This window comes from Winogradskyella ouciana (genome assembly GCF_009709615.1).
Taxonomy (GTDB): domain Bacteria; phylum Bacteroidota; class Bacteroidia; order Flavobacteriales; family Flavobacteriaceae; genus Winogradskyella; species Winogradskyella ouciana.
Genome location: NZ_WJYA01000147.1, coordinates 1 through 265, shown reverse-complemented (window position 1 = coordinate 265; position 265 = coordinate 1). Strand labels below are relative to the sequence as shown.

General features: G+C 72.1%; 1 pseudogene. It reads right to left on the bottom strand.

The window, feature by feature from the left end:
- Nucleotides 1-47 precede the first annotated feature (47 nt).
- Nucleotides 48-265: pseudogene (locus F1003_RS18840) on the bottom strand (hypothetical protein); the annotation flags it as partial.

Here is a 265-nt window from a genome sequence, read left to right as displayed (position 1 = left end):
GCGCCGGTAGGCAACCTCGAGGCCGCGCACGCTGAGGATCGACGCGCTCATCGGTCTCCTCCGATGACTCGAGCCAGCCGCGTCATCGAGAGCACGACGGCGACGATCACGGCCCCGGGCAGGACCGTGAGCCACCAGGCGGTGGCGAGGTAGTCGCGCCCGTCGCTCACGAGGGCGCCCCACTCGGGCGTCGGGGGCTGGACCCCGAAGCCGAGGAAGCTGATCGTCGAGACCGACAGGATCGCGGTGCCGACCTCGAGCGCCG